General features: G+C 71.5%; 23 protein-coding genes. 16 read left to right on the top strand and 7 right to left on the bottom strand.

Annotated elements, in window-relative coordinates:
- Positions 1 to 399: 399 nt before the first annotated feature.
- From ACWD4G_RS43905 to ACWD4G_RS43895, 3 genes are read left to right on the top strand one after another with little or no spacing between them, the layout of a single operon-like run.
- A complete protein-coding gene (locus tag ACWD4G_RS43905) occupies positions 400 to 1,632 on the top strand; it encodes a Gfo/Idh/MocA family protein (RefSeq protein ID WP_451304044.1) in 1,233 nt (410 codons plus the stop codon).
- Positions 1,629 to 2,564 (top strand): DUF6807 domain-containing protein, encoded by a 936-nt coding sequence (locus tag ACWD4G_RS43900; protein WP_451304042.1) that lies wholly within the window; start codon positions 1,629 to 1,631, stop codon positions 2,562 to 2,564. The genes ACWD4G_RS43905 and ACWD4G_RS43900 overlap by 4 nt, the downstream gene beginning before the upstream one ends.
- On the top strand, positions 2,558 to 3,298 hold the full coding sequence (locus ACWD4G_RS43895; RefSeq protein WP_451304040.1) for a cupin domain-containing protein: 741 nt from the start codon (positions 2,558 to 2,560) through the stop codon (positions 3,296 to 3,298). Before ACWD4G_RS43900 ends, ACWD4G_RS43895 begins: the two co-directional genes overlap by 7 nt.
- 136 nt (positions 3,299 to 3,434) lie before the next feature.
- Here the strand turns inward: ACWD4G_RS43895 and ACWD4G_RS43890 are convergent, their stop codons facing one another.
- Positions 3,435 to 3,905 carry a winged helix-turn-helix transcriptional regulator gene (locus tag ACWD4G_RS43890; RefSeq protein ID WP_451304038.1) on the bottom strand — a complete coding sequence of 157 codons (471 nt, stop codon included), beginning with the start codon at positions 3,903 to 3,905 and terminating at the stop codon, positions 3,435 to 3,437.
- Between the two features lie 146 nt (positions 3,906 to 4,051).
- Here ACWD4G_RS43890 and ACWD4G_RS43885 point away from each other — a divergent pair, with 146 nt between their 5' ends.
- Positions 4,052 to 5,221, top strand: a complete 1,170-nt coding sequence (locus ACWD4G_RS43885; protein WP_451304036.1) for a thiolase family protein — start codon at positions 4,052 to 4,054, stop codon at positions 5,219 to 5,221.
- 125 nt (positions 5,222 to 5,346) lie between these two features.
- Here the strand turns inward: ACWD4G_RS43885 and ACWD4G_RS43880 are convergent, their stop codons facing one another.
- Positions 5,347 to 6,147: a TVP38/TMEM64 family protein gene (locus ACWD4G_RS43880; RefSeq protein ID WP_451304034.1), complete on the bottom strand. Its 801-nt coding sequence runs from the start codon at positions 6,145 to 6,147 to the stop codon at positions 5,347 to 5,349.
- 595 nt (positions 6,148 to 6,742) lie between these two features.
- Here ACWD4G_RS43880 and tuf point away from each other — a divergent pair.
- Together tuf and ACWD4G_RS43870 are read left to right on the top strand one after the other, a co-directional pair.
- Positions 6,743 to 7,912 carry an elongation factor Tu gene (gene tuf, locus ACWD4G_RS43875; RefSeq protein ID WP_451304032.1) on the top strand — a complete coding sequence of 390 codons (1,170 nt, stop codon included), beginning with the start codon at positions 6,743 to 6,745 and terminating at the stop codon, positions 7,910 to 7,912.
- A 153-nt stretch (positions 7,913 to 8,065) separates the two neighbouring features.
- Positions 8,066 to 8,911, top strand: coding sequence for a spermidine synthase (locus ACWD4G_RS43870; protein ID WP_451304030.1), 846 nt, complete (start codon positions 8,066 to 8,068; stop codon positions 8,909 to 8,911).
- A 509-nt stretch (positions 8,912 to 9,420) separates the two neighbouring features.
- Here the strand turns inward: ACWD4G_RS43870 and ACWD4G_RS43865 are convergent.
- The 3 genes from ACWD4G_RS43865 to ACWD4G_RS43855 all read right to left on the bottom strand — a co-directional run bounded on the left by ACWD4G_RS43865 (position 9,421) and on the right by ACWD4G_RS43855 (position 13,614).
- Positions 9,421 to 10,905, bottom strand: coding sequence for an MFS transporter (locus ACWD4G_RS43865; protein WP_451304028.1), 1,485 nt, complete (start codon positions 10,903 to 10,905; stop codon positions 9,421 to 9,423).
- Positions 10,906 to 11,305: 400 nt separating this feature from the next.
- Positions 11,306 to 12,352: a hypothetical protein gene (locus tag ACWD4G_RS43860; protein WP_451304026.1), complete on the bottom strand. Its 1,047-nt coding sequence runs from the start codon at positions 12,350 to 12,352 to the stop codon at positions 11,306 to 11,308.
- Between the two features lie 245 nt (positions 12,353 to 12,597).
- Entirely contained in the window at positions 12,598 to 13,614 is a 1,017-nt protein-coding gene (locus ACWD4G_RS43855) for a hypothetical protein (protein ID WP_451304024.1), read from the bottom strand.
- A gap of 166 nt (positions 13,615 to 13,780) precedes the next feature.
- Between ACWD4G_RS43855 and ACWD4G_RS43850 the strand changes: the two genes are divergently transcribed.
- From ACWD4G_RS43850 to ACWD4G_RS43840, 3 genes are all read left to right on the top strand, one after another.
- Positions 13,781 to 14,236, top strand: coding sequence for a DUF4442 domain-containing protein (locus ACWD4G_RS43850; RefSeq protein WP_451304022.1), 456 nt, complete (start codon positions 13,781 to 13,783; stop codon positions 14,234 to 14,236).
- Positions 14,237 to 14,438: 202 nt separating this feature from the next.
- Positions 14,439 to 16,028: a carboxylesterase/lipase family protein gene (locus ACWD4G_RS43845; protein ID WP_451304020.1), complete on the top strand. Its 1,590-nt coding sequence runs from the start codon at positions 14,439 to 14,441 to the stop codon at positions 16,026 to 16,028.
- 101 nt (positions 16,029 to 16,129) lie between these two features.
- Positions 16,130 to 16,786: a DedA family protein gene (locus ACWD4G_RS43840; protein ID WP_451304018.1), complete on the top strand. Its 657-nt coding sequence runs from the start codon at positions 16,130 to 16,132 to the stop codon at positions 16,784 to 16,786.
- A gap of 168 nt (positions 16,787 to 16,954) precedes the next feature.
- Here the strand turns inward: ACWD4G_RS43840 and ACWD4G_RS43835 are convergent, their stop codons facing one another.
- Positions 16,955 to 17,491, bottom strand: coding sequence for a gamma carbonic anhydrase family protein (locus ACWD4G_RS43835; RefSeq protein WP_451304016.1), 537 nt, complete (start codon positions 17,489 to 17,491; stop codon positions 16,955 to 16,957).
- 151 nt (positions 17,492 to 17,642) lie between these two features.
- Here ACWD4G_RS43835 and ACWD4G_RS43830 point away from each other — a divergent pair, with 151 nt between their 5' ends.
- The 3 genes from ACWD4G_RS43830 to ACWD4G_RS43820 all read left to right on the top strand — a co-directional run bounded on the left by ACWD4G_RS43830 (position 17,643) and on the right by ACWD4G_RS43820 (position 19,673).
- Positions 17,643 to 18,395 carry an acyltransferase gene (locus tag ACWD4G_RS43830; protein ID WP_451304014.1) on the top strand — a complete coding sequence of 251 codons (753 nt, stop codon included), beginning with the start codon at positions 17,643 to 17,645 and terminating at the stop codon, positions 18,393 to 18,395.
- 104 nt (positions 18,396 to 18,499) lie between these two features.
- Positions 18,500 to 19,072, top strand: a complete 573-nt coding sequence (locus ACWD4G_RS43825; RefSeq protein ID WP_451304012.1) for a helix-turn-helix domain-containing protein — start codon at positions 18,500 to 18,502, stop codon at positions 19,070 to 19,072.
- Between the two features lie 43 nt (positions 19,073 to 19,115).
- Positions 19,116 to 19,673, top strand: coding sequence for a YbaK/EbsC family protein (locus ACWD4G_RS43820; RefSeq protein WP_451304010.1), 558 nt, complete (start codon positions 19,116 to 19,118; stop codon positions 19,671 to 19,673).
- 139 nt (positions 19,674 to 19,812) lie between these two features.
- On the opposite strand, the gene ACWD4G_RS43815 is transcribed toward ACWD4G_RS43820, so the two are convergent.
- Entirely contained in the window at positions 19,813 to 20,373 is a 561-nt protein-coding gene (locus ACWD4G_RS43815; protein ID WP_451304008.1) for an NAD(P)H-dependent oxidoreductase, read from the bottom strand.
- A 170-nt stretch (positions 20,374 to 20,543) separates the two neighbouring features.
- Here ACWD4G_RS43815 and ACWD4G_RS43810 point away from each other — a divergent pair, with 170 nt between their 5' ends.
- From ACWD4G_RS43810 to ACWD4G_RS43795, 4 genes are all read left to right on the top strand, one after another.
- A complete protein-coding gene (locus ACWD4G_RS43810; protein ID WP_451304006.1) occupies positions 20,544 to 21,200 on the top strand; it encodes a TetR/AcrR family transcriptional regulator in 657 nt (218 codons plus the stop codon).
- Between the two features lie 242 nt (positions 21,201 to 21,442).
- Positions 21,443 to 22,321: an AAA family ATPase gene (locus ACWD4G_RS43805; RefSeq protein WP_451304048.1), complete on the top strand. Its 879-nt coding sequence runs from the start codon at positions 21,443 to 21,445 to the stop codon at positions 22,319 to 22,321.
- A gap of 47 nt (positions 22,322 to 22,368) precedes the next feature.
- A complete protein-coding gene (locus tag ACWD4G_RS43800; RefSeq protein WP_451304046.1) occupies positions 22,369 to 23,880 on the top strand; it encodes a VWA domain-containing protein in 1,512 nt (503 codons plus the stop codon).
- A gap of 100 nt (positions 23,881 to 23,980) precedes the next feature.
- On the top strand, positions 23,981 to 24,925 hold the full coding sequence (locus ACWD4G_RS43795; protein ID WP_451304004.1) for a universal stress protein: 945 nt from the start codon (positions 23,981 to 23,983) through the stop codon (positions 24,923 to 24,925).

The raw sequence follows: 24,925 nt of genomic DNA, 5'->3' as shown, positions 1-24,925 counted from the left end.
AGCACCCCCCGGATCATCAAGGACAGGGGCAACGAGCCATACCGGCCCCGAAGGCCACGAGCCCCAACCGGGCTCTACAAGGAAGGTAATGGGCGAGCCAAGGGCGGGACGCCGTCCCGCCACCACCGGCAAGCAGGTGCGGCCGGGCCCGCCATCCCGTACCGCACGCACCACCACCTCGTACGGCAGACCGCCACCTCGCGTCGCACGCGCCGCCACCCCGTCCCAAGTGGTGGAACGGCCGAATCCGTGGTGTTGACCCGTCACTATGTCCGCACATACGTTGCTGGCGAGGGAAAGCGCTTGCCGTTGTGAGGGGTCGCCGTTCTGCCGGAGCTTCTTGCCACCAGGCGTTGGCCAACGTCCGATGTCACGTTCGATGGAGTGCTGATCACGTCCATGCCCACAGCCAGCAACGACCCGAGCCCGACTCCGGACCACCTACCGAATTCCGCCGCACCCCCTGCTGCTTCGTCAACCCCTCTGACCGGTCGCCGTATCCGCGCCGCGATCGTCGGCATCGGCGCCATCGGCGGAGGCTCGCATCTGCCGGCGCTCGCGCGGCTGGCCGAGGAGGGGGAGACCGAGGTCGTCGCCGCCGTTGACATCGATGCCGAAGCGGTCAAGCGGTTCTGTGACGAGCACGGCATCCCGCACGGCTACACCGATCTGGACCGCATGCTGGCCGAGCAGCGCCCCGACCTCGTCAGCATCTGCACCCCGCCCACCCTCCACCGCGACCAGACGATCGCCGCGCTGAGGGCCGGAGCGTGGGTGTGGTGCGAGAAGCCGCCGGTGCCCACGCTCGCCGACTTCGACGCCGTGGAGGCGGAGGAGGGCACCGAGACCGGCGGCCCGTACGCCTCGATCGTCTTCCAGCACCGCTTCGGCTCGGCCTCGACGCATGTCCGCCGGCTGCTCGCCGACCGGAGTCTCGGACGCCCGCTCGTGGCGCACTGCCAGACCACCTGGTACCGGGACACCGCCTACTATGCCGTCCCCTGGCGCGGACGCTGGGCCACCGAGGGCGGCGGCCCCGCCATGGGACACGGCATCCACCAGATGGACCTCCTCCTCGACCTGCTCGGCCCCTGGAGCGAGGTACGGGCCATGGTCGGCCGCCTCGTCCACGATGTGGAGACCGAGGATGTGTCCACCGCCCTCGTCCGCTTCGAGAACGGCGCCCTGGCCACCGTCGTCAACAGCGTCCTCAGCCCCGACGAGGTCAGCCGTATCCGGATCGACTGCGAGCGCGCCACCGTCGAACTGACCCATCTGTACGGCCACTCCAACGACAACTGGACCATCACCCCGGCCCCCGGCACCCCGGACGAGGACCTGGCGGCCTGGCGCGACTTCGGCGAGGACGTGCCCAGCTCCCACCTCGCCCAGCTGCGCGAGCTGGTGGCGAGCATGCGCGCGGGCGAGCGCCCCCGCAGCAGCGGAGCGGACGGGCGTACGAGCCTGGAGCTGATCGCCGCCCTCTACAAGTCGGCGTTCACCGACACAACCGTACGGCGCGGGGAGATCGGCCCCGGCGACCCGTACTACACGGCCATGCACGGCGGCGCCCCCGGCTGGGCGCCCGTCGCCGCCCAGATGCCCGCCACGAGTGAGGAGATCCCCGCATGACCTTCCACGACGGGCTGCGTGTCGTCCACGCCCACGGCGACCGGATCACGGTCACCGAACCCGGCACGGGTGTCGAGCTGTTCTCCTACGTGTACCGGCCGGAGGCCGCCTGGGAGGCGCCGAAGCCCTATCTGCACCCGATCCGCACCCTCGCCGGCGACGTCGTCACCGACTTCCGGCCCAACGACCACCGCTGGCACAAGGGTCTGCAGCTGACCGCCTCACACCTCTCGGGGCAGAACCTGTGGGGCGGCAACTCGTACGTCCATGGCGAGGGCTATCTCGCCATCCCGGAGCGGGTCGGCTCGATGGCGCACGTCGGCTTCGACGAGGTCGTCTCGGACGGTGAGCGGGTCGTGATCGCCGAACGGCTCACCTGGCACCCCTACACCGGGGAGCTGTGGGCCGACGAGGAGCGCCGGATCGAGGTCCACGACGTGGACACGGAGTCCGGTTCGTGGGCGCTGACCTGGACGAGCGCCATCACCAACCGCCGTGAGGAACCGCTCCTCTTCGGCAGCCCGACCACCGCAGGGCGCGAGATGGCCGGCTACACCGGCCTGTTCTGGCGCGGCCCGCGCGCCTTCCGGGACGGGCGGATCATCGGGCCCGACTCCGAGGGGCCGGAGCTGATGGGCAGGCAGGCGCCCTGGCTGGCCTACTCGGGCGAGCACGACGGCAGCGACGGCCACGCCACGCTCGTCTTCGCCCACGCGCCCGAGAACGACCACACCGGCGCCGACGGCACCCACCCCGCGCACTGGTTCGTCCGCAACGAGCCGTTCGCCGCCGTCGCCCCCTCCTGGGCCTTCCACGAGGAACTGGAACTGGCCCCCGGCGACACCCTCACCCGCCGCTACCGCGTCGTCGTGGCGGACGGCGCCTGGGAGCGGGAGGAGATCGCCAAGTACCTGGAGGCGCACCCGTGGTGAACGTGAGCGGTGCCCACGGTGCTGACGGTGCCTTCGAGGGGCTGCCCGGCGGGGTCGCCGTCTCGCACCTGTCCGTGTACGACTGGCCCGCCTCGGACGGGGTGTGCGGCGGAACTCCCCATATGCATCTGACCTGTTCGGAGGCGTACGTCGTCACCGGCGGGCGGGGCGCCGTCCAGACGCTGACGACATCCGGGTACGAGGTCACGCCGCTGTCGCCGGGGACGGTCGCCTGGTTCACGCCGGGCACCATCCACCGCCTCGTCAACGAGGACGACCTGCGCATCACCGTCCTCATGCAGAACAGCGGGCTCCCGGAGGCCGGCGACGCGGTCCTCACGCTGCCGCCGGCGTACCTCACCGACCCGGAGACATACGCCGCCGCCACCCGTATCCCGCCGGACGCCCCGGAGGAGGAGCGGGAGCGGGTCGCCCGGGCCCGGCGGGATCTCGCCCTGGAGGGCTACCGGGCGCTCCGCGACGCCACCGGCCCCGAGCCGCTGGCCGCCTTCCACCGGGCCGCCGCCGCGCTCGTACGGCCGCGGCTCGGGGAGTGGCGTGAGCGGTGGGAACGGGGGGCGCGGGCGGCTGCCGCCGTGACCGGGGAGCAGCTGGACCGGCTGGAGCGGGGGGATGTGTCCCACCTCGCCGAGGCCGTCGTACGGGCCGAACGGCCTGTGGAACGTGGGAAGTTTGGGATGTGTGGGCGACTGGATGTCTACAAAGGGGAGTGAGGTGGGCGCCTAGTAGCCCGGGGCGGAGTGTGGAGGGGCGGCTGCGGGTTCTTCGTGGTTGTTCGCGCCGCGCGGCGGAGCCGCAAATCAAATGCAGCCCCCGCGCCCCTGAGCGGCGTGGGTGCGAGCCCTCGCGCTATTGCGCCGTCGGCCCCGTTACCGACCATCCCGGGGCCTGCGGGTGGGCCATCAGGTCCTCGTGGTGGACCTCGCCTCCGCAAGTCGTGCAGGTGATCCTCGGGATCAGTTCATTGCCGCAGATGTGTTCGATCACCATGGGGCGGTCGTCGTCTTTTCGGAGATGGCGGTCGCCCCAGGCCATGAGGGTCATCAGGACCGGTTCCAGCTCCAGGCCCGCCCGGGTCGGGCGGTACTCGAAGCGCTGGGGGCGTTCGCTGTAGGCGTGCTTGCTCAGGATGCCCGCCTCCACGAGGCGGCGTAGGCGCGTGGCCAGGACGTCGCGTGGGGCGCCGATGTTGCGGACCAGTTGGTCGAAGCGGCCGTTGCCGAGGCAGACCTCGCGCAGGACCAGCAGGGAGTACTTCTCGCCGACGATCGCGAGGGTGTCGGCGATGGAACATGGGCGCGGATCTCCGGAGGCGGGCATACGGCCCAGTCTAGGGGAGCGGGCGGGGTGGGTTTGATTTTCCAACTCGCCGGGCTATGGTGAGTTTGGATTTCCTACTCACTGGTATTTCCTCACTGGCATTCCCTCGCCGGTGGTCGTGACGGGTAGTCGTGGAGGTTCCTTCCATGCGTGACGCCGTGATCGTCGAAGCCGTACGCACTCCCATGGGCAAGGGCAGGCCGAACGGCGCCCTCGCCCATGTCCACCCCGTCGAACTCCTCGCCCACACCCTGCGCGCCCTCGTCGACCGGGCGGGAGTGGACCCGGCGCTCGTCGACGACGTCATCGGCGGAACCGTCGACCAGGTCGGCGAGCAGGCCATGAACACCACCCGCTACGCCGTCCTCTCGGCGGGCTTCCCCGAGTCGGTGCCCGCGACCACGGTCGACCGCCAGTGCGGCTCCTCCCAGCAGGCCGTGCACTTCGCCGCGCAGGGTGTGATGGCGGGCGCGTACGACCTGGTGGTCGCCTGTGGTGTGGAGTCGATGAGCCGGGTGCCGATGTGGTCCAACGTGCCGGCGGGCAAGGACCCGTTCGGGCCCGGAGTCGCGGCCCGCTACCCCGAGGGGCTTGTCCCGCAGGGCATCAGCGCCGAGCTGATCGCCGCCAAGTGGTCGCTCACGCGCGAGCGGATGGACGCCTTCGCCGTGGACTCCCATCGCAAGGCCGCCGCGGCCTGGGATGCCGGGCTCTTCGACGCCGAGGTGGTGCCCCTGGACGGGGTGGGCCGGGACGAGTCCGTACGGCCGGGGAGTACGGTCGAGGTCCTCGCCGGGCTCAGGCCCGCGTACCACGATCCCGGGTTCGCCGAGCGGTTCCCCCAGATCGAGTGGAACGTGACCGCGGGGAACGCCAGCCCTGTCAACGACGGCGCCTCCGCCGTGCTCATCGCCTCCGCCGAGGCCGCCGAACGGCTGGGGCTGCGGCCGCTCGCTCGGCTGCGCGACTTCGCCGTCGTCGGGTCCGATCCGGTGTTGATGCTCACCGGGGTCGTACCGGCCACCGAGAAGGTGCTTCGGCGGGCCGGGTTGACGATCGACGACATCGATGTGTTCGAGGTCAATGAGGCGTTTGCGAGTGTGGTGCTGGCCTGGCAGCAGGAGACGGGGGCCGATCTGGGCAAGGTCAATGTGCACGGGGGTGCGATCGCACTGGGGCATCCGCTGGGGGCGAGCGGTACTCGGCTGACCACGACTCTGGTTCATGCCCTGCGGGCGCGAAGGGTCAGGTATGGGTTGCAGACCATGTGCGAGGCGGGTGGGTTGGCCAACGCGATGGTGGTGGAGGCCGTTTGAGGGCGGGGGGGCGGGGGTGTGCGGCGCTCGGTGGCCGGGGCTGGGCGGGGCTGGGTTGCGCTTGCCGGCGCTTACAGGGTGCCGCTCTCTATTGCCCGCAGCTGCAGCGGAACGGTGACCCGCAGCTACGACGGCTTCGCTCGCAAGTGGTGGCGTTTGCGCCAGGCCACTACTGCGCCTATCAGGGCCGGGATCGCGATGCTGGCCATGGCGATCAGGAAGAGGGGGGAAGTCGGGGTGGAGGCTCGGGCGCCTGCTACCGCGTAGGCGGCTGTGTTGGGGATGGAGCCGAGGACCGTGGCCAGGAGGAAGGGGAGCCAGTTCATGCGGGAGACCGCGGCGCAGTAGTTGGCCGCCCAGAACGGGACTCCGGGGAACAGCCGGGACGCCAGGATCGAGCGGAAACCGTGGCGGCTCAGCTGACCGTCCGCCAGCTTCAGCCAGCGGTGGCGCAGAAGCGGGCGCAGGGCGTCCTGGCCGAGGAGCCGGCCCAGGCCGAAGGCGAGGGCGGCCCCGAGGCCGGTCCCCGCGAGCGCCGCGCCGAGGCCGAGCTGCGAGCCGAAGAGGGCTCCCGCCGCGAGGTTGAGGATCGGCCGGGGCACGAAAGCCACCGTGCACAGCCCGTACGCCACCGCGTACATCACGACCGCCGCCGCGCCGTTCACCTGGGGCGGCCAGCCGTTGGCCAGCAGCCGCTGAGGCTCGAAGAGGAGAACGGTTGTCGCCGCGCTCAGCAGCAGTGCGACAAGCAGGGAGAACCGCGCCCACGGCGAGAGCAGCACCCTGCCCCAGCGGGCGGTGCGCCCCGGGGGGACGGCCGGGGCGGCGTCGGGTGCGGCGGTGGGCGTCGCGACGGCGAGCTCCGTGGCGGCGGCCCGGGGAAGAGTCGTGGCGGTGCCCCCAGAGCGGGTGGTGGCATCGAGCATTCGTCGACCGTAACCGACGGATGTGTGTGGACGCCGTACGGGACGTCTCACCGTTGTCACAGCATGCGGAACATCCGGGTCGGACCCGGTGACACCACGGGTTCCCGAAGGGCCCCGCACACCGTGCCGCCTGCGTGTTCCGGAACACGGACGCCACCGGGCCACCGTTCACCCGCACCCTGCCCTGTGAAGCTTCTCTCCTCGCGACCGCTGCCTGCTGACCGCTGACCGCTGTCGGCTGACGACCACGGAAAACCCATAGGTCCTCCGGCACCCCCTCCGCACCCCTCGACCCGCCCGTGACAAAAACCATTCGACGTGGGGCGGAAGGCCGACGATGATCGACGCCATGTTCCGGCACGCCTTCGTCCTCGCCGCATCCGCGATCGTCGCGGATGCCCCGAAGGCTGCCCTTCTGATCGTCGTGGCCGCCGCAGACGGCGCCCGAAGCTGACCCTTCCCGGAGATTCCGGCGGACCCCGCAGGGGGAGGGTCGGCACGACCTTGGGGTCCCCGTCCCGGCCGCCTTTCCACGCCGCCGGGGCCATCACTCAGCATCGCCGAAGAGGCGCCGAAGAGGCTTCGAGGTACCGCCATGTCCAAGACGGCTTACGTCCGCACGAAACCGCATCTCAACATCGGCACGATGGGCCATGTCGACCACGGCAAGACCACCCTGACCGCCGCCATCACCAAGGTCCTCGCCGAGCGCGGCACCGGCACGTTCGTGCCGTTCGACCGTATCGACCGCGCTCCGGAGGAGGCGGCGCGCGGTATCACCATCAACATCGCGCACGTCGAGTACGAGACCGACACCCGGCACTACGCGCACGTCGACATGCCCGGCCACGCCGACTACGTCAAGAACATGGTGACCGGGGCCGCGCAACTCGACGGGGCGATCCTCGTCGTCTCCGCGCTCGACGGGATCATGCCGCAGACTGCCGAGCACGTCCTGCTCGCCCGGCAGGTCGGCGTCGACCACATCGTCGTCGCCCTCAACAAGGCCGACGCCGGCGACGAGGAGCTGACCGACCTCGTCGAGCTGGAGGTGCGCGAACTGCTCACCGCGCACGGCTACGGCGGCGACTGCGTACCCGTCGTACGGGTCTCCGGGCTCAAGGCCCTCCAAGGGGACCCGCGGTGGACGGCGTCCATCGACGCGCTGCTGGACGCCGTGGACACCTACGTCCCGATGCCGGAGCGGTATCTGGACGCGCCGTTCCTGTTGTCCGTCGAGAACGTTCTCACCATCACCGGGCGGGGGACCGTCGTCACCGGTGCCGTCGAGAGGGGCACGATCCATGTGGGCGACCGCGTCGAAGTGCTCGGCGCGGACGTCGAGACCGTCGTCACCGGCCTTGAGACCTTCGGCAAGCCGATGGCGGAGGCGCAGGCCGGGGACAACGTGGCGCTGCTGTTGCGTGGCGTCGCGCGGGACACCGTGCGGCGCGGGCATGTCGTGGCCGCGCCCGGCAGTGTCGTGCCCCGGCGGCACTTCACCGCGCAGGTGTATGTGCTGTCGGCTCGTGAGGGCGGCCGTACGACTCCGGTGTCCACCGGGTATCGGCCGCAGTTCTACATCCGTACCGCGGATGTGGTGGGGGACGTCGACCTCGGGGAGATCGCCGTCGCCCGGCCCGGTGACCGGGTCACGATGAGCGTGGAGCTGGGGAGGGAGGTTCCGTTGGAGCCGGGACTCGGGTTCGCGATTCGTGAAGGCGGTCGGACCGTGGGGGCGGGGACCGTTACGGCCGTTCAATAGGTGGGTTGCTGGTGGTGGGGGACTGCGGGCCGGTTCGTGGCCGGTCGCGCAGTTCCCCGCGCCCCTTTCAGGGCGCTGCAGTGGACCGGCGGCAGACAGCCGGGGCGCTGCGAAGGGCCATGGGCGGGTGAGCCGCCCGGCACAATGGATGCCGTGAACGAAGCCATACCCGTGTCCCGTGCCGTCGACGGTGGCAACGCCAAGCTCATGCCCGATGTCGACCGGGAACGGGCCTGGCTGCTGACTGTCGACGGGGCGCCGCAGTCGTATGTCGATCTGGACGCGCCGACGCATCTGGAGTTCGAGTACGCGCGGCGGCTCGGGCATGTGCTGGACACGGTGGCGGAGCCGGGGCGGGCACTCGATGTGCTGCACCTCGGTGGGGGCGCGCTCACGCTGCCCCGGTATGTGGCCGCCACCCGGCCCGGGTCGCGGCAGGTCGTCGTCGAGTACGACGTGGCGTTGCTGGACCTCGTCGCCGAGTATCTGCCCCTGCCGGGCGGCGCCGAGATCGCTCTCCACGGGGCCGACGCCCGCGAATGGCTCGAAGCCGCCCCCGACGACTCGGCCGGCGTACTCGTCGCCGATGTCTTCGGCGGCTCGCGGGTGCCCGCGCATCTGACGACGCTGGGGTACGCGCGTGCCGCCGAGCGGGTGCTCCGGGCGGACGGGGTCTACCTCGCGAACCTCGCCGACGCCGCGCCCTTCGCCTTTCTGCGCTCCCAACTGGCCACGTTCGCGGCGGTGTTCGAGGAGCTGGTGCTGATCGCCGAACCGGGGGTGCTGCGCGGCCGACGGTTCGGCAACGCCGTACTCCTCGCCTCCCATAAGCCGTTCGACGTCGCCGCCCTCGTCCGACGCACCGCCGCCGACGCCTTCCCGGCGCGGGTCGAACACGGGCCGGACCTACGGAAGTTCATCGGCGACGCCGTACCGGTGCGCGAGGAGGCCGCCGTACCGTCACCCGAGCCACCCGACGGGGCGTTCAGCATCGACTGAGCCGACGTCGGCCGGACCGGCCATCGGCTGAACCGGCACCGGTCCGACCCGGGGTCGGATGTACCGGGCTCGGATGCACCGGGTTCGGTCTAACCGGCCTCGGCCGGACCGGCCGATCGCTGTACCGGCGTTGGTTGAACCGGCATTGGTCCGACGCGGGGTCGGATGCACCGGGGTCGGTCTAGCCGGCCTCGGCCGGACCGGCCGATCGCTGTACCGGCGTTGGTTGAACCGGCATTGGTCCGACGCGGCTCAGACGCACGGGGATCGCCCCAACCGACGTCGGCCGGATCGGGAACGGCCTCACCGGCATTGGCTGAACCGGGAACTACCTCACCGGCATTGGCTGAACCGGGAACGGCAGGCCCGGGAACAGTGCGACCAGGAACGGCTGCCCGACCAGGAACGGCCGAACCCGGACCGGCCGAACCCGGAACGGCCGGTCCGGGAACAGCCGGTCCGGATACGGCTGCTCCCAGAACGGCCGGTCCGGGAACGGCCCGACCGGCCTATGCCACGCCGCCCCCGAGCGAACCCGGCTCGGCGGCCGGCGTCGCCTGGGGGGCCGGTGCTGCGAGGGCTTCCGGCTTCGCCTGGGGAGCCGGTGTCGCAAGGGCTTCCGGCTTCGCCTGGGAGGTCGGTGGCCCATGGGCTTCCGGTTCAGCCTGGAGGGCTGGCGCCGCGAGGGCTTCCGGCTTCGCCTGGGAGGTCGGTGGCCCTAGGGCTTCCGGCTTCGCGGAGGCGATTGGGTTGCTCTTGTGCGGGTGTCGGGTCAGGGTGCGTACGTCGCGTACGCACAGGACCGCCGCCGTGGCCGCCGTGCACAGCGCGGCGCAGCCCCACAGTGCCGTCGAGCGCCCGAGGGCGCTCTCCGCCGGGCCCGCCAGCGCGGTCGCGAGCGGCACCATCGACACCGAGCCGAACCAGTCGTACGCCGAGACGCGGGACAGCTTCTCCTCCGGGATCTCTTGGTGCAGCGCGGTCATCCAGGAGACGCCGAACACCTCGATCGACACCCCGCTGACGAACATCGCCACGCACAGCACGGCGATCGGCGTCGGCACGGCGAGCGCGGCCGACGGCAGCGCGAACGGGAAGACGCAGAGCACGCCGACGAGGAGGAACCGGCGCGGCCGCCAACGGGTCATGAGCAGAGCGCCCACGGCGTTACCGGCCCCGTACAGGGCGAGTGCCAGCCCCCAGGGGCCCGCGCCGCCGAGGCTGTCGCGGGCGACCTGGGGGCCGTAGACCGCGTCGGCGGCCACGATCACCGCGTTGATCAGGGAGAACTGCACGACGATCGCCCACAGCCAGGTCCGGCCGGTGAACTCCCGCCAGCCGTCCCGGAGATCGGCCAGCATGCCGTGGCCCTGTGCGCGGTCCGGTACATGGCTCACGTCGAGGAAGGCGCGCAGGGCGCCGGCCGCCGCGAACGCCACCGCGTCCACCGCGAGTACCCAGCCGGGGCCGATCAGCGCGACCAGCACACCGCCGAGCGCGGCGCCGCCCATGGTCGCGCCCTGCGAGGCGAAGCGGAACAACGCGAAGGCCCGGCCCGCCTGTTCGGCGTCGACCGAGGACAGCAGCATGCCCTCGGCGGCCGGGTTGAAGAACGCCTGCCCGGTGCCGCCGAGCGCGGACAGCAGCATCATCTGCCACAGTCGCGCCTCGCCGGTCAGCACGAGTGCCGCGAAGACCGCCTGGGAGAGACAGTTGAGGGTGTTCGCCGCGACCATCACCCGGTGGCGGGGCAGGCGGTCCGCGACCGCGCCGCCGATCAGCAGGAACAGCACCAGCGGCAACGTCCGCGCCGCCGCGACCAGTCCGACGTCCCCGCCGTCGCCGCCCGACTCCAGGACCGCGAACGCCGCCGCGATCAGGGCGCCGTGGCTGCCCAGGTTGGTGATGACGGCGGCCGTCGTCAGCAGGGTGTAGTTGCGGCCCGCCCAGGCGGGACGGCGACGGAAGACCGAGGGATCGGAGGGAGAGGTCACCCGCCGACTATCGCCGCCCCGCCCGCCCCTGCCAAACGGTTTCCGCGCAGACCACACCCGGTTCAGGCCACGAGAAGAGGCCCGAACGGAACGCAGCGCGTTTCACACGCCCCGCCCGTCATCGCCGCCCCCGCCCCCGCCGCCCGGGGGCTACCACCCAGGGGCTGACGCCCGGCCGGGGTCGTTACCGTCGTCCCCGCTGCCCCCGCCCGGGAGCGACGCGCCCCGCCTGGACCGGCGTGCCCAGGCCGGGACCGGCGCGCCCAGGCAGGGCGCCGACGCCGACCAGCCGCCGGGCCGAAGCGCACCGTCGCCGGACGCCGACACGCCCCGGCGCCCGACGCGGCGCGCACCCGCTCCGGAGCGCCGTCATCGCCGCCCCGGCACCCCTCGCCGCCGCTCAGCCCCCCGTAGGCGTCCCGTACAGCCGTACCGTGCTCAGGATCTTCTTCACCGTCTCGTCAGGGACCTCTTCCTTGACGCCCGTGGCGCCGTGGAAGGTCCAGGAGACGAAGTCGTCCTTGGAGTTCTTGAAGGCGAACGTGGTGGCCTTGCCGTCGGTGTCGCACTTGCCCTGCTTGCCGTTCTTGGCGACACCGGTCGAGTAGGTCGTGGCGACACTGCCCTCGACACCGGACGTCGTCGTGTACGACTCGGGCTCGCCGACCTTCATCAGCTTCTTGGAGGCATCCTTCTGGTCGGTGTACCCGCCGAAGACCCACCACGCGGAGTCGTTGCGGGCGATGTCGGCGGTGTCCTTGGCGCCCTGCTGCCCCTTGGTGCCCACCGCCGCGAGAGACTTGTCCGAGGTGTTCCCGTCCTTGTCGTCGTCGGAGGTGCACCACTTCGCCTTGTAGTGCGCCGGCGCCGACATCCCGATGAGGACCGAGCCGTCGCCCTTCTCGCTGTCCTCGAAGCCGATGAACGTATCGGGCGAGTCGACCTCCCAGTCCGCGGGCACGTCGAACGCCGTGCCCCACTTGGGGTTGACGACGACCTTCCAGCCGTCGATGGTCGGCTGCGCCCCGGCGTCCTCGCCGCGCGGGTTGTCCTCGGACGGGGAAGCGCTCGGGGACGAGGAGACCGACGGCGACGGCTTGTCGTCGCCGCCCGCCTGTTCTTCCTTGTCGCCGCCGAGGACCAGGAACCCGGTGACGCCGGCCGCCACGACGACGGCCGTGGCGGCGATGATCGCGACGAGCCTGGTCCGGTTGCCGCCGCCTCCGCCCGGCGGTTCCGGAGCGCCCATCGGAGCCGGCGTGCCCCACTGGGGCTGCTGCCCGTACCCCGGCTGCTGACCCGTCGACTGGTAACCGGGCTGTTGATAGGGGTTGGGCGTCGGGTACTGCTGCTGGTATCCCGACTGGCCGTACCCCGGCTGCTGATACGGATTCGGCTGCTGCGGGTTCTGCTCGCCCCCGGGCGGCTGCTGCTGTCCTGGCCACATGGCTCGTAACGATAGAGGCGCCGAGGGGCGGGGTGCCACGGGCGTCCACGAAGCGGCTTTGCACTCGGGACGAACGGCTCGAAAGCGACCGGGACGGACGACTTTTGACACCGCCCGCCCCGAAGCCGACCCTCCGTCAGCCGCGGGAGACCCGGCATTGGCCCGAGCCCCACCTCGCCGACCCTCGTCAGCCGCCGGGCCCCGGCGACCGCCCGAGCCCGGACCCCACCCCGTCGACCCCTTCGTCAGCCGCCCGTCGGTGTGCCGTACAGCCGTACCGTGCTGAGGATCTTCTCGATCGTCTCGTCGGGGACCTCGTCGTTCACCCCGGTGGCGCCGTAGAGGCTCCAGGCCACATAGTCGCCCTTGGAGTTCTTGAAGCCGAAGGTGACCGCCTTGCCGTCGCTGTCGCACTTCCCCTTCTGGGGAGTGTTCTTGGAGCGGGCCCAGGCCACACTGCCCTCCACTCCCGAGGCGGTCGTGTAGTCCTTCGCCTCCTTGTCGACGGTGATGCTCTTGCGGTCGGGCTGGGTGTAGCCGCCGTACACGTACCAGGGCACCTGGTTGAGGGCGACCTCCTCGGTGTTCTTGGCGCCGCTCGCGCCCTTGGTGCCGGTCGCGGCCAGATGCGTGTCGTCCTCGCGGCCGTCCTTGTCGTCGTCGGAGGTGCACCACTTGGACTTGTAGTACGCCGGTGCCGACATGGTGATGAGCGGCGCGTCGCCGGGCTCGCCCTCGGAGTCCTCGAAGCCGATGATGGTCGTCGGGGAGTCGACCTCCCAGTCGGCGGGGACGTCGAAGGCGGTGCCCCACTTGGGGTTGACGACGACCTTCCAGCCTTCCACGGTCGGCTGGGGCCCCTCCGCGCTGCGCTCCTCACCGCTCGGCGAGGCCGAGGCGCTCGGTTCGCCGGACGCGCTCGCCGACGCCTTGGTGTCCTTGCCGTCCTTCGCCTGTTCTTCCTTGTCGCCGCCGAGGACCAGGAACCCGGTGACCCCGGCGGCCACGACGACGGCCGTGGCGGCGATGATCGCGACGAGCCTGGTCCGGTTGCCGCCGCCTCCGCCCGGCGGTTCCGGAGCGCCCATCGGAGCCGGCGTGCCCCACTGGGGCTGCTGCCCGTACGCGCTCTGCTGCACGGTCGGCGCCTGGTGATACCCGGGCTGCTGATACGGATTCGGCTGCTGATACCCCGGCTGCTGATAAGGGTTCTGCTGCGGGTTGTGCTCGCCCCCTGGCGGCTGCTGCTGTCCTGGCCACATGGTCGACCACTTTATGAGTTCTGTGCCACGGTTCGGTCACCGAGCCCTGTCAGGCATGTACCGGTCAGGGGGAGAGATCGTGAAGTGCGCCGTGGGTGCGCCGCCGGTACGCCGCCGGATCGGCACCCCTGGCCAGAGCCTCCTACCCGTGGGTAACATCGCCGCCATGAGCGCAGAGCAGCAGAAGTCGATCGGCGAGATGCTCGCCGCCACGGTGCCGATGGTGCGGACGATGAACCTGGAGTTCCAGGAGGCGTCGGCGGAGAAGGTCGTGGTGACGCTGCCCGATCAGGGCGAGTTCCACAACCATGTCGGCGGGCCGCACGCCGGGGCGATGTTCACCCTGGGTGAGTCCGCGAGCGGGGCGATCGTGCTCGCGGCCTTCGGCGACCAGCTCTCGCGCGCCGTGCCGCTCGCCGTCAACGCGGAGATCACCTACAAGAAGCTCGCGAAGGGCGCCGTCACCGCCACCGCGACGCTGGGCCGCCCCGCCGCCGAGGTCGTCGCCGAACTCGACGCCGGGCAGCGCCCCGAGTTCCCCGTCTCCGTCGCCATCCAGCGCGCCGACGGCGCCGTCACCGGCGAGATGACCGTCGTCTGGACCCTGCGCCCCAACTCCTGACCCGCTCTTCGCTTCCGTCCCTCACCGCCCCTCTCCACTCCCGAGGGGCGGTGAGGGTTTCTGGTTTTCTCCCTTTTCTTTCCCTTCTCATCCGCTCTCTTTCGTTCACTTCATTGACACGAGTCACTGCTCGCCCTAGTTTCCCGCCCGGCACGCATTCACATGGTTTACACAGACGCCTGCTCGAAGGAGAGACGGCTTCATGCCCACCCCCTTACGACGACTCGCGGCACGGACCACACGGGCGCCCCAGGGCTTGGCGGTCACCGCCCTCGCCGCCGCCCTCCTGACCCCCGCCTCCCCGGCCCAGGCCACCACCCCCACCCCGTCGGCCGCCGTCGTGCGCACCGACGCCGGATGGATCAGAGGCGAAACCACCGCCGAGGGGCGACAGTTCCTCGGTATCCCCTACGCCAGGCAGCCCGTCGGCGATCTCCGCTGGACCGAACCCCGGCCCGTCCAGCCCTGGCAAGGGGTGCGTGAGACACGGGAGTTCGGCAACCGCTGTGTGCAGACGCCCAGTTGGGACCCCGGATACGAACAACCCAGCCACACCGAGGACTGCCTCGACCTCAATGTCTACGTTCCCAAGGGCGGCGGACAGCGGCCCGTCATGGTCTGGCTGCACGGCGGCGGCCTCACCGCGGGCGCCGGCGAGGACGTCGTACCGGACACCTTCGCGCGACAGACCGGCACCGTCGTCGTGACCGTCAACTACCGCCTCGGCGCCATGGGCTTCCTCGCCACCGCCGGACTCGACGACGAGGTGCGCGACGGCGTCTCCGGCAACTTCGGGATGCTCGACCAGCAGGCCGCGCTCCGCTGGGTGCGGTCCAACATCGGCCGCTTCGGCGGTGACCCGGGCCGGGTCACCATCGCGGGCGAGTCCGCCGGCGGCCGCTCGGTCTGCACCCAGCTGGCCTCACCGACCTCGAAGGGCCTGTTCCGCGCCGGGATCGTGCAGAGCGGGGCGTACGGCGACTGCGGGGCGCAGACCCGGGCGGCGGCGCTCGCCCAGGGCGAGGTCTTCATGGAACGGCTGGACTGCGCCGACCTGGCCTGTCTGCGTGCCAAGCCCGCCCCCGAGATCCTCGCCGCCCAGGCCGGTCTGAACTGGGGCCCCGTCGTCGGCGGAGCCTTCCTGCCCCGGCAGCCCTTCGATGCGTTCGCCGACGGGGCGGCGGCCCACGTCCCCGTCCTCAACGGCGCCAACCAGGACGAGGGGCGCCTGTTCGCCTTCGGCCGCTTCGACGCGGCAGGCACCCCGCTCACGGCCGAGCAGTACCCCGGCGTCGTACGGACCGAGTTCGGCGACCGCGCCCTGGACCGCTACCCCCTGGCGGAGTACGCCTCGCCGAGCATCGCGTACGGCACCGTCCTGGGCGACCAGCGCTTCGCCTGTGCCGCGCTGCGGCTGGACCGGGTCCTCGCCGGGCGCGGGCCGGTCTACGCGTACGAGTTCGCCGACCGCACCTCACCGCCCTTCGCCTCGCTGCGCGCTCTCGGCACCGACTTCGACTTCGGCGCCACCCATGTCAACGAGGTGCAGTACCTCTTCCAACACTTCGGGCTGGAGACGCCGCTCGACGCCGAGCAGCGCGTCCTGTCACGGCAGATGATCGACTACTGGGGCTCCTTCATCCGCGACGGAGTGCCGAGGGCACCCGGCCAGCCCGCCGTACCGGCCGACGGCAGCCAGGTGCTCACTCTGCGGACCGCCGCGGCGGGCGGCAACTCCCTCGGCACGGCCGTGCACGGTGAGCATCGGTGCGATCTGTGGGACAACCTGTAGGGCTCCGTCTCCCTCTGACTGAACGGGTAGGCTTCCCCGGCGTGCGCCCACGCCGGAGCGCGCGCCGGGGGCCGGGATCGGCTGCATGGGAGGAATCGGCTTTGCACGTCCAGGAGTGGCTCGAAACAGTGCCCCCACTCAGCATCTATCTGCTGGTGGGCTTGGTCATCGGCCTGGAGAGCCTGGGCATCCCGCTGCCCGGCGAGATCATCCTGGTCTCCTCCGCGCTGCTGGCTTCCCAGCACGGTGACATCAACCCGTTCATCCTCGGCGCCTGCGCCACCGCCGGCGCGATCATCGGCGACTCCATCGGCTACGCCATCGGCCGCAAGGGCGGACGCCCACTGCTGGCCAAGCTCGGCCGAAGGTTCCCCAAGCACTTCGGCGAGAGCAATATCGCGGTCGCCGAGCGCTCCTTCGACCGCTGGGGCATGTGGGCCGTCTTCTTCGGCCGCTTCATCGCCCTCCTGCGCATCTTCGCCGGCCCCCTCGCGGGAGTCCTGCAGATGCCGTACTGGCGCTTCCTCACCGCGAACGTCCTGGGCGGCATCCTCTGGGCGGGCGGCACCACGGCCGTCATCTACTACGTGGGCGTGGTCGCCGAGGCCTGGCTGAAGCGCTTCTCCTGGCTGGGCCTGGTCCTGGCGGTACTCATCGGCGCGACCTCACTACTCCTGGTGAAGCGCAAGGCGAAGAAGGCGGCGGCAGCAGCGGAGGCGGAGAAGGCGGAGGGCGACTTGGTCCCGGCCGCCGAGTAACTGTCCGGGCCCGGCCGCCGAGCAACTTCTGGGGCGGGCCGCCGGGACTTTCTGGGGCGGGCGCTGAGCAACTTCTCGGGCGAGCCCGCGCCCCATGCTTTTAGGGGCGCGGGGAACTGCGCGACCAGCCACAACGAACCGGCAGTCGGCCAACAACCGATCCACCCCCTACGCACCCCCGTACTTCTCAGCCAGCGCCGCGTAATGCGCGGCATTGAGGCTCACCACCTCCCGCTCCTCCTCGGTAAGCGCACGCTTAACCTTCGCCGGCACCCCCGCCACCAACGAACCCGGCGGCACCCGCATCCCCTGCGGCACCAACGCCTGCGCGGCCACCAGGGACCCCGCCCCGATGACCGCACCGTTCAGCACGGTCGCCCCCATCCCGATCAGACAGTCGTCCTCCACGGTCGCCCCGTGCACCACCGCGTTGTGCCCGATCGACACCCGCTGCCCGATGGAGATGGGGAAGCCCGGGTCGACATGGAGCGTGCAGTTGTCCTGCACATTGCTGTCCGCCCCCAGGACGATCGGCGCGAACTCGGCCCGCAGCACCGCCCCGTACCAGACACTCGACCCGGGACGCAGTGTCACGTCGCCGATCACCACGGACGTCTCGGCGAGGAACGCGGCGTCGTCCACCTCCGGCTCCTTCTCGCCGAACGAGGTGATCAGGGCCCGCTGCCCATGCGCTCGCCGATTCATCGCCGCCTCCTGGTGATGGCCGTCGTGGATCTGACGGCCGTAGTGGATCGCTTTCCCTCCGCACCGTAAGCCATGGGCAGACCCTCGCGTGGGGTGAAGATCACAGCCGTACGACGGGGTGCGGCCATCGGCCGGTGAGTACGGTGAGCGGGTGCCGAAGACCAAGAACACGTTCTCGTCCTGGCGGCGTCGCGCGGGGCAGCGAGTCGTCCACGCGGGCTGGGCTTGGGCACAGCGCACGGGCTCCGTGACAGCCGAGCGGCCCGGCCGCTTCCGCTTCGGCGCGATGGGAACGGGTACCAGATTGGCCTTCCCGCTCGGCACGGTCTTCGGTGAACCGTGGATTCATCTGGGCGCCCACTGCATCATCGGCGAGCAGGTCACGCTGACCGCCGGGCTGATGCCCGACCTCGACCTCGGCTCCGAGCCGATTCTGCGCATCGGCGACGGTGTCGTCCTCGGCCGGGGCAGCCATGTCATCGCCGACACCACGGTCACCATCGGCAGCGACTGCTACTTCGGGCCGTATGTGTACGTCACGTCCACCAACCACTCGTACGACGACCCCCATGAGCCCATCGGCAAGCAGTGGCCCCGGATGGACCCGGTGTCGATCGGTCCCGGCTGCTGGATCGGGACGGGGGCCGTGATCCTGCCGGGGGCGCGGATCGGGCGGAACGTGGTGGTGGCGGCCGGCGCCGTCGTGAGGGGTGTCGTACCGGACCACTCGGTGGTGGCCGGGGCGCCCGCCAAGGTCGTACGGCGATGGGACCCGGCCGGGGGATGGCAGCCGCCGATCCGGACGCCGCAGCCGGTGCCGATCCCCGACGGCGTGACGCCGGAGCAGTTGTCGGCGCTGGCCGAGATGGAGGCGGAGAGGCCGAGGCCGGGGGAGTCCGGCTGAGAGCGCTGCCGCGTTGATCACCCCGCAGTACAGTTCGGTGAACCCGGGGTGCACCACGCCTCGGTTCGCCGCTGAACTCTGTTGTCCCGGATATTGGACGGAATGTGTCGGACCTCGATCTGCTGACCCAGTCCCTGGCGCGGAACGTCAAGCACTGGCGGGCGGTGCGCGGCTTCACCCTGGATGTGCTCGCCGCTCGTGCCGGAGTCAGCCGCGGCATGCTCATCCAGGTCGAGCAGGCCCGCACCAACCCCAGCCTCGGTACGGTCGTCAAGATCGGTGACGCGCTCGGGATCAGCATCAGCACCCTGCTGGACTACGAACAGGGGCCGAAGGTCCGGATCGTGCCCGCCGAGCAGGTGGTACGGCTGTGGCACACCGAGGCGGGCAGTTACAGCCGTCTGCTCGCCGGTGCGGAGGCGCCCGGTCCGCTGGAGATGTGGAAGTGGCGGCTGATGCCGGGCGAGGGCAGCCACTCGGAGCCGCACCCCGTCGGCACGGTCGAGATCCTCCATGTCACCGAGGGCGAGTTGACGCTGACCGTGGAGGGCACGGAGTACCGCGTCCCGGCCGGCGCGACTGTCACCTTCGAGGCCAACGCCGCCCACGAGTACGCCAATCGGGGCGAGGTCCCGGCGGAGCTGATGCTCACGGTGTCCGTGCCGCCCATGGCCTGACCGCTCCGACTCACCCGTCCGTACGCCCTGTTAGCGTGCGGCCATGCACGCACCCATCGGAGACTTCGACCACGCCACGCCCGCCCCCGACTGCCTCGACGAACTCGTCGGCCCGGTCGCCGACGCCGTACGGAACTGGCGGGGCGGCGTGCCCGCCGATCAGATCCTTTACGTCGAGACGGACCCGCAGTGGGCCGACACCGCGGTGTTCGTCCAGCACTACGGGCGGGAGCTGCTCGAACAGTCCGCGAACTGTGTGGTCGTCGCGGGCAAGCGGGGCGGCGAGTCGAGCCTGGCCGCGTGCGTCGTGCTGTCCACCACCCGCGTCGACGTCAACGGTGTCGTGCGCCGTCAACTGGGCGCCCGCAAGGCCTCGTTCGCCCCGATGGACACCGCCACCGGGGAGACCGGCATGGAGTACGGCGGCATCACACCCGTCGGGTTGCCCGAGGCGTGGCCGGTCCTCGTGGACTCCGCCGTGATCGACCTGCCGTACGTCCTGGTCGGCAGTGGACGGCGCAGGGGCAAGCTGCTGGTGCCGGGGAAGGCGTTCGCGGAGCTGCCGAACGCGGTGGTGCTGGAGGGGCTGGGCGTCGCCTGACAGCGGGTACGCGACCGGCCGCCGCCGAGGGGGGCGGGGATGCCCCCGGTCGAGCGCGGCGAAGCCGCCGGGAACGACACCGCCGGGCCCCGGCACTGTGGCCCGGGACCCGGCGACGTACGTACGGCCTGGGTGTGGCTCAGGCGGCGGCGGTGCCCGCGGAGGCGGTCAGCTGCTCCAGGACCTGGGTCAGACCGGTGACGACCTCGCTGTCGTCGGCCGGGTGGGTCTCGGCGAAACGGGTCACGGAGCCCGGGATGGAGAGCTTGGCCTCCTCCAGGACGGTGCCACCGGCGATACCGACGGCCTTACGGGTCTCGTCCTGCGCCCACACACCGCCGAACTGGCCGAACGCGGTGCCGACCACGGCGACCGGCTTGCCGGTGAACGCGCCGGCGCCGTACGGGCGGGACAGCCAGTCGATGGCGTTCTTCAGGACGGCCGGGATGGTGCCGTTGTACTCGGGGGAGAAGAGCAGGAAGCCGTCGGCGGAGCCGGCGGCCTCACGAAGCCGGGCGGCGGTGGCCGGAAGGGCGGCCTCGTTGTCGATGTCCTCGTTGTAGAACGGGACCTCGGCCAGGCCCTCGTACAGCTCGATCTCGACGCCCTCGGGGGCGTGCTTGACGGCGGCCTCGGCGAGCTGGCGGTTGTGCGAACCGGCGCGAAGGCTGCCGACGAGCGCGAGGATGCGAACGGACATGGGCTGAACTCCTAGCAAGGGTGGAAGCTAAGCAGGTGCTGGACCGTTGCCGGGAGACCGCGTAGGTACGACGGTTCCGGCACCGGGTAAGCGGACCGGGGTCCGTTCAAATTTGTATCACCTATCCGGACCGCGGTCCACTTGTCTGTGGTGAGCGTTACGCTCTTTTCATGAACGAGTCGCTGCCGCCCTTTCCCGCGCCCCAGGACCCGGACCCCCTCGATGGACTGATCGATCTCGCCCCGACCGCCCCTGATCAGCCACGACTCCGGGCCGACGCGGCGCGCAACCGCACCCGGCTGCTGGAGGTCGCCGCCCGGCTGGCCGGCGAGTGCGGTGCGGCCAACCTCACGATGGAGGCCGTGGCCAACGCCGCGGAGGTGGGTAAGGGGACGGTGTTCCGGAGGTTCGGCGACAAGTTCGGGCTCATGGTGGCGCTCCTCGACCATCACGAGCGGGAGTTCCAGGCCGCGTTCCTCACCGGCCCGCCGCCGCTGGGCCCGGACGCGCCGCCCGCCGAGCGGCTCCGTGCCTTCGGTGCCGCCGTGCTGCGGCACGAGCAGGCCCATCGCGATCTGTATCTCGCCGCCCGTGGGGACATCGCCCGCCGCCACACCAGCCCCGCCGAGCAGCTCCGTCTCGGCCATCTGTGCATGCTGCTCCGCAGCGCCGAGGCGCGCGGCGACATCGAACTGCTCGCCCGGACCCTGCTGGCCTATCTGGACATACATCTGGTGGACCACCTGGTCGGCCGCCGGGGCATGGCCCTGGAGCGGCTGGAGGCGGGATGGGGCGACCTGGTGGGGAGATTCGTGGCGGCGGCGTGAGCGGGCACGAGCGCCGAGAAGGCTTTCCGCCCCAAGCGACCGCTTGGTAACTTGAATCCGGGTGCCCGTGTCGCGGCATCGCACTCGGCGCGAGGGGGAGTGGGCACATGGCCGACGACGACGGCCGACCGGACGGCATGGCTTCGAGGGCCACGGGCTCGAAGGCTACGGACTCCCACATCGCGGACTCGCGCGTCGCGGACTCGCACGCCACGGGCTCGCACGCCACGGGCTCGAAAGCCATGGGCTCGGAGTTCGCGGGGACCGGGTTCTTCGCCTCCGTCGACGATGTCTCCGCACAGCTCGCCGCCGTCGGATATCTGGCCTCGACGGCGGTCGCCACGACCGTGTTCCTCGCCGACCGGCTGGGCAAACCGCTGCTGGTGGAGGGCCCGGCGGGCGTCGGCAAGACCGAGCTGGCCAAGGCCGTCGCCCGCGTCGGCGCCGCCCGACTGGTCCGGCTCCAGTGCTACGAGGGCATCGACGAGTCCCGCGCCCTGTACGAGTGGAACCATGCCAAGCAGCTGCTGCGCATCAGCGCCGGACGCGACGAGGCGTGGGACGACACCCGCACCGACATCTTCAGCGACGAGTTCCTGCTCACCCGCCCCCTGCTGACCGCCATCCGGGGCCAGGAGCCGACCGTCCTCCTCATCGACGAGACCGACAAGGCGGATGTCGAGGTCGAGGGCCTGCTGCTGGAGGTGCTGAGCGACTTCCAGGTCACCGTCCCCGAGCTGGGCACGATCACCGCCACCCGACGCCCCTTCACCGTGCTGACCTCCAACGCCACCCGCGAGCTGTCCGAGGCCCTGCGCCGCCGCTGTCTCTTCCTCCATCTCGACTTCCCCGACGCCGAGTTGGAGCAGCGGATCGTACGGCTGAGGGTGCCCGGCCTGGACGCCGTCCTCGCCGAGTCGCTGGTCCGGGTCGTCGGCGCGCTGCGCGAGATGGACCTGCGCAAGTCCCCCTCCGTGGCCGAGACCATCGACTGGGCCCGCACCCTGCTGGCCCTCGGCGCCGACACCCTCGACGAGTCGGTCGTACGCGACAGTCTGGGCGTGATCCTCAAACACCAGGACGACATCGCCAAGGCCGCACAGAAGCTGACGTTGGTGTGAGCACCGAGGGCACGGGGCCGGTCGGGGGGCCGGTCCAGGAGGGTGCCGTGGTCGCCGTACCGGAGACCGCCGTGCTGGCCGAGCGGCTCACCGCCTTCGTACGGGCGTTGCGGGGCCATGGCATACGGATAGGGCCCGGTGAGACCGTGGACGCGGCGGCCGTCCTGGAGGTGTTGGGGCTCTCCGGGCGGGAGCGGCTGAGGGAGGGCCTGGCGGCGGCGCTGCTGCGCGCGGACCGGCAGCGAGCCGTGTTCGACGCGGCCTTCGAGCTGTACTTCCCCCTCGGCGTGGGCGAGTTGACCGGGACCCGCACCGCGCCGGTGGCGGACCGGGACGAGTTGCGGGACCGTCTCGCCGAGGCGCTGGCCGCCGATGACACCGCCGCCCTCAACCAACTCGCCGCCCAGGCCGTGGACCTGCTCGGCCACTACGGTACGCCCGGCTCGGACGGCTGGTCCGCCCACCAGACCCTGGACCGTCTCCGCCCCCAGACCCTGCTGGCGCGCATCCTGGCGGGAGAGGCGACGGGCGGCCCGGGAGGGCGGGGCGTCGGCTCCGGCGCCTTCGGTGCGGGGGCAGGCTTCGGTTCCGGCTTCGGCGCGGGCGCGGGCTCGTACGCGGGGGTGGGGTCGCACGCCGGAGCGGGAGCGGGGTCGGGCTCGGCCATGGGGACGGGCGGGTTCACGGAGCGGCTGGACGCCGACGAGATCCGGCGCCGTATCGAGGACTTCCGCGACCGGGTCCGTACGGAGGCGCGGCGGCGGGTGGCCGAACGCCGGGGCGCGGAGCTGATCGCCCGGCGGGGTATCGCGCCCAGCGCCGACCAGGTCGACTTCCTGATCGCGAGCCGGGAGCAGCTCGTCGAACTCCGGCGCACCGTCCAGCCGTTGGCGCGCAAGCTAGCGACCCGGCTCGCCGCGCGACGGCGCCGGGCCGCGCGCGGGCGGATCGACATCCGGCGCACGCTGCGCCGCTCACTGTCCACCGGGGGCCTGCCACTGCGCCCCGCGTACCGGAGGCACCGGCCCGCCCGTCCGGAGATCGTGCTGCTCTGCGATGTGTCCGGGTCCGTCGCCGGGTTCGCGAACTTCGCGATGCTGCTGGTGCAGGCGATGCGGGACCAGTTCAGCAAGGTGCGGGTGTACGCGTTCGTCAACCGGGTCGACGAGGTCACCCACCTCGTCACCACGGGTGAGGCCGACCCCGCCGGGCTCGGCCGCCGGATCGCGGAGGAGGCCGCGATCAGCGGGTGGCACGGCAGCAGCGACTACGGGGCGGCGCTGGGCGAGTTCGCCGAGCGGTACCTCGACGCGGTGGGCCCGCGTACCTCGGTGATCGTCCTCGGCGACGCCCGTACCAACGGCTTCGCCCCGGGCGCGGACGCCCTGCGCCGCATCGCCGCCCGCGCCCGCCGCGTCCACTGGCTCAACCCGGAGTCCCCCGCCCAGTGGGGCACCGGCGACTCGGCGGCCCCCGTGTACGCGGAGATCGTCGACATGCACGCCTGCCGCAACGCCCGGCGGCTGGGTGAGCTGGTGACGCGGCTGCTGCCCCTCTGAGCGGGGGCCGGCCTTCCGCCGGACGACGCCCTCTCGCCTCGGCGCGTTCACCGCCGTGCGCGATGCTGGAAGCAGACCTCGACCTCAGGAGGTGCGCCCCATGTCCCGCACCGTCACCGTGGGCATAGACGGTTCCCCCGAGAGCCTGGCCGCCACCGAGTGGGCCGCCCGCGAGGCACGGCTCCGCTCCCTGCCCCTGCGTCTGATCAACGTGTGGGAAGTGATCCCGGAGCCCATGGGCGGCCCCCCGACGCCGGTCGCGGAGGGAGAGGACCGAACCGAGGGAGCCGGCGCGGCGGGCAAGCTCCTGCGCGAGACCGCCGACGGTGTCCGGCCGCGCCACCCCGGCGTCGACGTGAACGTGGAACAGCGCACGGGCCGACCGGCCGACGAACTGGTGAAGGCGGGCGAGGAGACCGATCTCCTCGTCCTGGGCTCCCGGGGCCTGAGCGGTATCGCCGGATTCCTCCTCGGCTCCGTCGGTCTGCACGTCGTCGCGCACACCGAGACTCCGGTCGTGCTCGTCAGGGCGAGGGAGTCGGCCACCGACGAGCACGCGCGGGACCCGTCCGGCACCCCGTCCACCCTGACCCCCTACCGCCCGGTCGTCCTCGGCCTGGACACCGCGCATCCCGACGACACACTGATCGGCTTCGCCTTCGAGGCCGCCGCCCGCCGGCGGACGGCCCTGCACGTGATCCACGACTGGAATCCACCGCCCTACTTCGTCTCCGGACCGAGGGAGGGCGGCGACCTGGACCCCGATCTGTACATCGATCTGGACACCGACCTGCGCGAACGCACCGCCCTCGCCCTGACGAAGGCGCTGGACCCCTGGCGCGAACGATTCCCGGAGGTCGAGACCGTCGAGGAGGCCCGCCCCGGCAAACCCGCGGACCATCTGATCGACGCCTCCCACGACGCGTCCCTGGTGGTCGTGGGCCGCCGTGTCCGCCACTCCCCGCTGGGCCCCCACATCGGCCCGGTCACCCATGCCGTGCTCCACCACGCGGCCGCACCCGTGGCGGTGGTCGCACACGGCTGA

The sequence above is a fragment of the Streptomyces sp. NPDC002643 genome, from assembly GCF_053592555.1.
Note: the sequence above shows the minus strand (reverse complement) of the source record. Positions and strands in the feature narration are given on the sequence as shown.

Coding starts and splice junctions, on each gene's coding strand:
- ACWD4G_RS43905 (WP_451304044.1), top strand. CDS start 400: ATGCCCACAGCCAGCAACGACCCGAGCCCGACTCCGGACCACCTACCG.
- ACWD4G_RS43850 (WP_451304022.1), top strand. CDS start 13,781: ATGAGCGCAGAGCAGCAGAAGTCGATCGGCGAGATGCTCGCCGCCACG.
- ACWD4G_RS43900 (WP_451304042.1), top strand. CDS start 1,629: ATGACCTTCCACGACGGGCTGCGTGTCGTCCACGCCCACGGCGACCGG.
- ACWD4G_RS43815 (WP_451304008.1), bottom strand. CDS start 20,373: ATGTCCGTTCGCATCCTCGCGCTCGTCGGCAGCCTTCGCGCCGGTTCG.
- ACWD4G_RS43795 (WP_451304004.1), top strand. CDS start 23,981: ATGTCCCGCACCGTCACCGTGGGCATAGACGGTTCCCCCGAGAGCCTG.
- ACWD4G_RS43835 (WP_451304016.1), bottom strand. CDS start 17,491: ATGAATCGGCGAGCGCATGGGCAGCGGGCCCTGATCACCTCGTTCGGC.
- ACWD4G_RS43805 (WP_451304048.1), top strand. CDS start 21,443: ATGGGCTCGGAGTTCGCGGGGACCGGGTTCTTCGCCTCCGTCGACGAT.
- ACWD4G_RS43855 (WP_451304024.1), bottom strand. CDS start 13,614: ATGTGGCCAGGACAGCAGCAGCCGCCAGGGGGCGAGCACAACCCGCAG.
- tuf (WP_451304032.1), top strand. CDS start 6,743: ATGTCCAAGACGGCTTACGTCCGCACGAAACCGCATCTCAACATCGGC.
- ACWD4G_RS43845 (WP_451304020.1), top strand. CDS start 14,439: ATGCCCACCCCCTTACGACGACTCGCGGCACGGACCACACGGGCGCCC.
- ACWD4G_RS43880 (WP_451304034.1), bottom strand. CDS start 6,147: ATGCTCGATGCCACCACCCGCTCTGGGGGCACCGCCACGACTCTTCCC.
- ACWD4G_RS43820 (WP_451304010.1), top strand. CDS start 19,116: ATGCACGCACCCATCGGAGACTTCGACCACGCCACGCCCGCCCCCGAC.
- ACWD4G_RS43810 (WP_451304006.1), top strand. CDS start 20,544: ATGAACGAGTCGCTGCCGCCCTTTCCCGCGCCCCAGGACCCGGACCCC.
- ACWD4G_RS43890 (WP_451304038.1), bottom strand. CDS start 3,905: ATGCCCGCCTCCGGAGATCCGCGCCCATGTTCCATCGCCGACACCCTC.
- ACWD4G_RS43860 (WP_451304026.1), bottom strand. CDS start 12,352: ATGTGGCCAGGACAGCAGCAGCCGCCCGGGGGCGAGCAGAACCCGCAG.
- ACWD4G_RS43885 (WP_451304036.1), top strand. CDS start 4,052: ATGCGTGACGCCGTGATCGTCGAAGCCGTACGCACTCCCATGGGCAAG.